This window comes from Bradyrhizobium nivariense, assembly GCF_029846695.2.
In the GTDB taxonomy this organism is placed as follows: domain Bacteria; phylum Pseudomonadota; class Alphaproteobacteria; order Rhizobiales; family Xanthobacteraceae; genus Bradyrhizobium.
This window is the reverse complement of the sequence record NZ_JARWCR020000074.1, coordinates 39,698-46,558: the sequence shown is the minus strand read 5'-3', so window position 1 is coordinate 46,558 and position 6,861 is coordinate 39,698. Positions and strand designations below refer to the sequence as shown.

Sequence of the window (6,861 nt, the reverse complement as noted above, 5' to 3'; positions counted from 1 at the left end):
ATCAAGGCATTCCGGCAGCAACGTCGTCTGCTGGCGATCCACCCCTTGAACGAAACCCCGCATCAATTCCCCCCGCGATTCAGCAAGAGAATCATAGCATCGACGGAGTTTTTACACAGCCTGGACCAGTTACGGACTGGCCGGTTACGGTCTTGGGTCGCGGCGATGGGCAGCAGCGTTCAAATTGTTGCGCTCTGGTCCCTCTTGGTGCGCGCTTCGCCGGCGAGGCGGACCAGCATCTTGCGCAGCCCGGTGCCATCAGCCACCCGCTCCGGGAAGTCCAGCCGCAGCGCGGTCTGGCCGTCCTGCATGTCGAGGCCCTCCGGATCGCAACCGGTGCAGCGCCAGTCGCCCTCGGCCGCGCCGAGCAGTTTTGTGGCATAGAGGCCCATGGCGTCGCGGTGGTCGGCATTCATGTGCTCGACCGCCCCCTCCTCCGCCGCCAGCAAATCCTCGGCACCGGCGAGGTCCGTGAGGAATTGCTCCGGCTTGAGATCGACGATGCGGCCGAAGCCGGCGACCAGATGGGTTCCCGTGGGCCGGATCCGGAAGAAGGAGAAATCCTTAAAGGAAACAAATGCTTCCGCCGAGGGATGGGCATTGAGATACCGTCGCCGGAGCAGATCCTTGTCGGCACCGGCCGGCTCGGCGCGGCCGGACAGCATGATCCGGGCGCCTTCCAGCGGATCGCCCGCCGCGCGTTCGTCCAGCATCAGGGACACCCGGCTATCGGCCAGAATGTTCCTGGTGTGCACGGCCAAGCCTGAGATCAGCAGGATCGGAGAGCCATCCGGATGGCTGGCCAGGTTGACCAGGGAACAATAGGGATCGCCGCTGCCGGCCATCAGCGTCGCCAGCGCCCCCTGCCGGGACCGCCGCAGCAGCGATTTGGCGAGCCTTCCGGGGTCGAAATCGGCGGTCGGTTGCATCGGCTTTCTCGGGTCAGGTGGTTGCATGGAGGGCCTTTTTTCGGGTAAACCCGGGCCCGGTTATGGGTCGGGATGCGGCGAATCTGCCGTGTTTCGTGGAACTTGGTCACACTTCAGCCTAGCTTGCATTGCTCGGTGACAAGGTTCGAATGCCAACATCGGCACCCATGTATGCGGCGCATCAGTGGATTGCTCGCCGTTTTCAAGCCACGACCCAAACGGAAAGCAGAAAGCAGAGGCTCATGCCCACAATCGCTTTGGTCGACGACGACCGCAACATTCTCACATCCGTCTCGATCGCGCTGGAGGCCGAAGGCTACCGCATCATGACCTACACCGACGGTGCCTCCGCGCTCGACGGTTTCCGCACCACCCAGCCCGATCTTGCCATCCTCGATATCAAGATGCCGCGCATGGACGGCATGGAGACGCTGCGCCGGCTGCGGCAGAAATCCGACCTGCCGGTGATCTTCCTGACCTCCAAGGACGAGGAGATCGACGAGCTGTTCGGCCTCAAGATGGGCGCCGACGACTTCATCCGCAAACCGTTCTCGCAGCGCCTGCTGGTCGAGCGCGTCAAGGCCGTGCTGCGCCGTTCGGCGCCGAAGGACCCGACCGTCACGCCGAAGGAGAACGACGCCAAGGCGCTCGACCGCGGCCTGCTGCGCATGGATCCGGAACGGCATACCTGCACCTGGAAGAACGAGCCGGTGACGCTGACCGTCACCGAATTCCTAATCCTCCAGGCGCTCGCGACCCGGCCCGGTGTGGTGAAGAGCCGCAACGCGCTGATGGACGCCGCCTATGACGACCAGGTCTATGTCGACGACCGCACCATCGACAGCCACATCAAGCGGCTGCGCAAGAAGTTCAAGGTGGTCGACAACGAGTTCGAGATGATCGAGACCCTCTACGGCGTCGGCTACCGCTTCAAGGAAGCCTGAGGCGCACGCGCCTCCACGAAAGACTGAGAGCATCCTCGGTTCTGATTCCATCGGGACCGGGATGGCTCTAGGATGCGGGGACCTTCGCACGAGCTGTCCTAACGCGGGCGTGAGCATTGCTTGACCGAACGCAGCCTGACGAGAACCAGAACGCCGAGGACGTCACCGCCCGCGGCGCTCCGGATCAATTGGCCGAGGACAAGCCGGCCGTGCGAGGCTGGCGGCCGCTGAGCTGGCTCAAGCGCGCCGGGCAGTTCTTCTTCGCGCTGTCCTTCTCGAGCCTGACCCGCCGCATCGTCTCGCTCAACCTCGCCGGCCTCGTCGCGCTGGTGGCGAGCATCCTCTATCTGTCGCAGTTCCGCGCCGGTCTGATCGACGCGCGCGCGCAGAGCCTCCTGGTGCAGGCGGAGATCATCGCCGGCGCGATCGCGGCCTCCGCGACGGTGCAGACCAACGCCATCACCATCGATCCCGACCGGCTGCTCGACCTCAAGCCGGGTGAGACCTATGGCGGGTCGGACGAGTATTCACCGCTGGATTTTCCGATCAATCCGGAGCGCGTGGCGCCGGTGCTGCGCACGCTGATCTCGCCGACCAAGACGCGCGCCCGCATCTACGACCCGAACGGCAGCCTGCTGGTCGACAGCCGCAGCCTCGAGACCGTGGTGCGCTTCCCCCTGCCGTCGCTCTCCGCCGAGAAGCCGGGCATCGTCGAGCGCGGCATGGTCGCGGTCCGCACCTGGCTGAACCGCGGCGACCTGCCGCTCTATCGCGAGCTCGGGCCCGAGAACGGCAACGGCTATGCGGAGGTGGGCGACGCGCTCCAGGGCCAGAAGCGCTCGATGGTGCGGGTCAATGCGCGCGGCGAGGTGATCGTCTCGGTCGCGGTCCCCGTGCTGCGCTCGCGCGCCATCCACGGCGCGCTGATGCTGTCGACGCAAGGCGACGACATCGACCAGATGGTCACCGCCGAGCGCCTGGCCATCCTTAAAGTGGGCGGTGTCGCCGCCGCGGTCATGATCATGCTGTCGCTGCTGCTCGCCAGCACGATCGCAGGTCCGGTCCGCCGCCTCGCCGACAGCGCCGAGCTCATCCGCCGCCGCATCAGGACCCGCGTCGAGATTCCGGACTTCACCCGTCGTCGCGACGAAATCGGCCATCTCTCCGGTGCGCTGCGCGACATGACCAGCGCGCTCTACAGCCGCATCGAGGCGATCGAAATGTTCGCCGCTGATGTCGCGCACGAATTGAAGAACCCGCTGACCTCTTTGCGCTCCGCGGTCGAGACGCTGCCGCTGGCGCGCAACGAGAACAGCCGCGCGCGCCTGCTCGAGGTGATCGAGCACGACGTCAAGCGGCTCGACCGGTTGATCTCGGACATCTCCGACGCCAGCCGCCTCGATGCCGAACTACAGCGCCAGGATGCGATCCCGGTCGACCTGCGCCGCCTGCTGACGACACTCGTCTCCGTCGCCAATGAAACCAAGCTCGGCCATGACGTCGCGGTCGAAACGCGCTTCGAGGGCCGCAGCCCGACCGACAGTTTCGCCGTGACCGGCCACGATTCGCGGCTCGGACAGGTGGTCTCCAACCTGCTCTCGAACGCACAATCCTTTTCCGAACCAGGCAACAAGGTGCGCCTCACCTGCCGCCGCGTGCGCGGAGAGATCGAGATCGTGGTCGACGACGACGGCCCCGGCATTCGCGACGACGCGCTGGAACGCATCTTCGAGCGCTTCTACACCGACCGACCTCATCAGGGCTTTGGCCAGAACTCCGGCCTCGGCCTGTCGATCTCCAAGCAGATCGTCGACGCCCATGGCGGACGCATCTGGGCGGAGAACCGCCCCGGCCCGGCGGACGAGGACGGAGCGCCTACTGTTGTCGGCGCACGCTTCGTGGTGAGGCTGCCGGCGCTATGAGCGACGGCGGCCCCAGCATTCACGCCTCCGCGGTCAAGGTTGGAGATCTGGCGGTGCTGATCCGCGGGCCCTCGGGCTCCGGCAAGTCGCGCCTTGCCTTCGATTTGATCATGGCGGGACGCAGCGGCGTGGTCGAAAGGGCCGTTCTGGTCGGCGATGACCGTGTCCATCTGGCGACACTCGGCCGCGAAATTGAGGTCCGCCCCGCTCCGTTATTGGCCGGCCTGATCGAGATCCGGGGGCTGGGAATCCGCCGCTGCGACTTCGTGGAGCGAGCGACCGTCGGCCTCGTGGTCGATCTCGACGGAGCGGACGCGGAGCGGCTGCCACCGGCAGAATCCCTGAAAACAAGCATTTTCGGTGTCGAAATACCGCGAATCCCGGTCGCCCGCGACTATTCGCCCCTCCCTCTGGTTGTTGCGGCCTTGACCACTACCAAGAGTTAATCTTCCGTTAGCCCTTCAGGCGATTGTTTGAAGGGAAATGGTAACCATATGAACCCCACTATCGCGACCGAATAGACCGGCGCAGCTCCCCTCATCCATCCGTCTAGATTCAGGGAGATACGCAACATCCCCCCTTGCGCGGGGGCTCTGGATGGTCAAAGTGGCGCGTTCGTGCGGTGCACCAAAAGCGCCCGCGAGGAGTTTTCCGATGATTGGTCTAGTACTTGTGACCCACGGGCGCCTTGCCGACGAATTCAAGGCAGCGCTTGAACATGTCATGGGCCCACAAAAGCAAATCGAAGCGATCACGATCGGCGCCGAAGACGATTCCGATCTCTGCCGAAGCGACATCATCGAGGCGGTTAACCGCGTCGATTCCGGCGACGGCGTCGCGATCCTCACCGACATGTTCGGCGGCACGCCGTCCAACCTGGCAATATCCTGCATGAGCCGGCCGAAGGTCGAGGTGCTCGCGGGCATCAACCTTCCCATGCTGGTGAAGCTTGCCAAGGTGCGCGAGGAGCGTCCGCTGCCCGACGCGATCGCGATGGCCCAGGAAGCCGGCCGCAAATACGTCACCATCGCCAGCCGCGTGCTCGCCGGCAAATGAGCGACGAGGCGCCGCAAGCCGGGACGGGCGCGACCGCGGGCGCGATCTCCAAAGACCTCCTGATCATCAACAAGCGCGGCCTGCACGCGCGGGCCTCCGCAAAGTTCGTCCAGGCCGTCGAGCGCTTCAACGCACAGGTCTGGGTGACGCGCGGCGGCGAAACCGTCGGCGGCACCTCGATCATGGGCCTGATGATGCTCGCCGCCGGGCCCGGCACGACCATTACGGTCGCGGCTGCCGGCGATGATGCCGAAGCCGCGCTCGCGGCGATCACCGAACTCGTCGAGAGCAAATTCAACGAGGAAGGGATTTAGGCGGCTTCGCCTCGATCACTTCGCCGCCGGGCCGATGTAGATGTTCCAACTCATCGACGGACCGGCCTTGCCGTGGGTGAAGCGGCGCGTCGTCATCACGATGCGCTCGGCGTTCGGCGCAACCTCGGACACCCATTTCTCGAACGCCGGCAGGCGGCCGTCGGTCGGATCGAACACCCCGATGAAGCCGTATCTCTTGACGTCATCGGGCGAGGTCAGCCCGGAACCCCAGGCTTCGAGCGGCGTGAACGCGGCCGGATGATCCGGGCTGTAGAACACCATCGGCTGGATCGATTCCATGGTGCCGGCGACGACCGCCCAGCGCGAGGCGAAGCGCGCGTGCCAGGCCTGCGTCAGTTCGCGCGCGAGATCCGAGCGCGCGCCATAGGTCGCCGTGTTGCCGGCGTTGGCGGCCATCTCGCGCGCGGCGATCCAGGGCGAGGCAATGAGCGTGGCGACGCTGAGTACGAGCCAGATCGCGACAATGTTGAACAATGTCGCGCTCTGCACCCGCAACGCCGGGATCGCGACCAGCGCCAGCGGCACCAGGAAGAACAGCGAGATGCCCCAATCGGTCTTCATGTAGATGCTGAAAGCCAGCGCGCCGAGCGCGGGCCCGACCGCGACGATGATCTGAACGATCCAGACGTTGCGCGCCTGCGAAAGGTTCACGCTGGAATTCGCGCCGCGCGCCCAGGCGCGCGTGACGATGCGCAAGGGCGCACGCAGGAGCAGCCTGAACCAGTGCGGCACCAGCGCCATCGCCAGCGCGGCCAGCGCCACCGGCAACGCCAGCAGCGCGACATTATGCAGGGCATAGCCGGCCACGAGCTGATGCACCTGGCCGCTGTCCTCGAGGCTGTAGGTGTCGCCCGCATAGGTCAGCGGCACGAAATGCGCCTGCGCCAGCCAGACGACGTGCGGGATCATCGCCACGACCATCGTCGCGATCGCCACCCATGGCGCCGGCGACGACAGGAACCTCATTCGCTCCGGATGGATCAGCGCGGCAAGCCCGATGGCGCCGATCATGGTCAGCACCCAGTATTTGGTCATCAGCGCCAGCGCGCCGGCAAGTCCGAGCCAGACTCCGGATTGCCAGCTCCGCTTCTCGAACGCATTGAGATAAGCGAGCACGAGAAGCGGCAAGGTGACGAGCTGGAGCAGGTCGGGATTGTACTTGAAACCCTTGAAATTGAAGATCGGGTAGAGCGCGACCATCACCACGACCAGGAACGCGCGCCGCGCATCCACGACGCGCAGCGCGATGAGCCAGCAGATCACCATCCCGACGCTGACGGTCGCCATCGCCAGCGCATAGGTCGCCCAGTCGGTCGGCGGGAGCGCTGTGAACCAGAGGCCGGCGACCCAGCCCGACAGCGGCGGGTGCTTGCCATAGCCCCACAGCAATTTCTGCCCCCAGCCCCAGGCTTCTGCGACGTCCATGTGAACGTCCTGCGCGGCCTTCAGATTGATCAGGATGAAGGTCCAGAGCACCGCATGGAGGATGGCAAGCTGGATCACCAGCCACAGCCGCGCCTCGGGGCGGGTCGCGCTGGCAACCAGCCATGCCCGAAAGCGGGCATAGCTCACCCGGGTCTTCGCGCGCGCTCGGGCAGACGGGATCGAGGTCGTGGACATGGGCCGTTGCGTAGCGCGTTTTGGGCCTTCGTGGAATCAGCTTGGCGTGAACAAA

Annotated in this window: 7 protein-coding genes; 5 read left to right on the top strand and 2 right to left on the bottom strand. The window is 65.4% G+C overall.

Translation table 11 applies throughout. The features are described from left to right. Window positions 1-179: 179 nt before the first annotated feature. Entirely contained in the window at window positions 180-929 is a 750-nt protein-coding gene (locus tag QCM77_RS37890; protein ID WP_279690407.1) for a HugZ family pyridoxamine 5'-phosphate oxidase, read from the bottom strand. A gap of 242 nt (window positions 930-1,171) precedes the next feature. Between QCM77_RS37890 and QCM77_RS37885 the strand changes: the two genes are divergently transcribed. From QCM77_RS37885 to QCM77_RS37865, 5 genes are all read left to right on the top strand, one after another. After that, on the top strand, window positions 1,172-1,873 hold the full coding sequence (locus tag QCM77_RS37885; RefSeq protein WP_007597749.1) for a response regulator transcription factor: 702 nt from the start codon (window positions 1,172-1,174) through the stop codon (window positions 1,871-1,873). Between the two features lie 116 nt (window positions 1,874-1,989). Then, the gene (locus tag QCM77_RS37880; protein WP_280096287.1) at window positions 1,990-3,795 is read left to right on the top strand and encodes a sensor histidine kinase; all 1,806 of its coding nucleotides are present in this window, start codon (window positions 1,990-1,992) and stop codon (window positions 3,793-3,795) included. After that, on the top strand, window positions 3,792-4,241 hold the full coding sequence (locus QCM77_RS37875) for an HPr kinase/phosphorylase (RefSeq protein WP_279690405.1): 450 nt from the start codon (window positions 3,792-3,794) through the stop codon (window positions 4,239-4,241). Before QCM77_RS37880 ends, QCM77_RS37875 begins: the two co-directional genes overlap by 4 nt. Before the next feature lie 208 nt (window positions 4,242-4,449). Further along, complete coding sequence (locus QCM77_RS37870) at window positions 4,450-4,851, top strand: PTS sugar transporter subunit IIA (protein WP_007597752.1); 402 nt, start codon at window positions 4,450-4,452, stop codon at window positions 4,849-4,851. Further along, window positions 4,848-5,165, top strand: coding sequence for an HPr family phosphocarrier protein (locus QCM77_RS37865; RefSeq protein ID WP_280096286.1), 318 nt, complete (start codon window positions 4,848-4,850; stop codon window positions 5,163-5,165). Before QCM77_RS37870 ends, QCM77_RS37865 begins: the two co-directional genes overlap by 4 nt. Window positions 5,166-5,180: 15 nt before the next feature. On the opposite strand, the gene QCM77_RS37860 is transcribed toward QCM77_RS37865, so the two are convergent. Then, the gene (locus QCM77_RS37860; protein ID WP_280096285.1) at window positions 5,181-6,806 is read right to left on the bottom strand and encodes a glycosyltransferase family 39 protein; all 1,626 of its coding nucleotides are present in this window, start codon (window positions 6,804-6,806) and stop codon (window positions 5,181-5,183) included. Window positions 6,807-6,861: the final 55 nt, after the last annotated feature.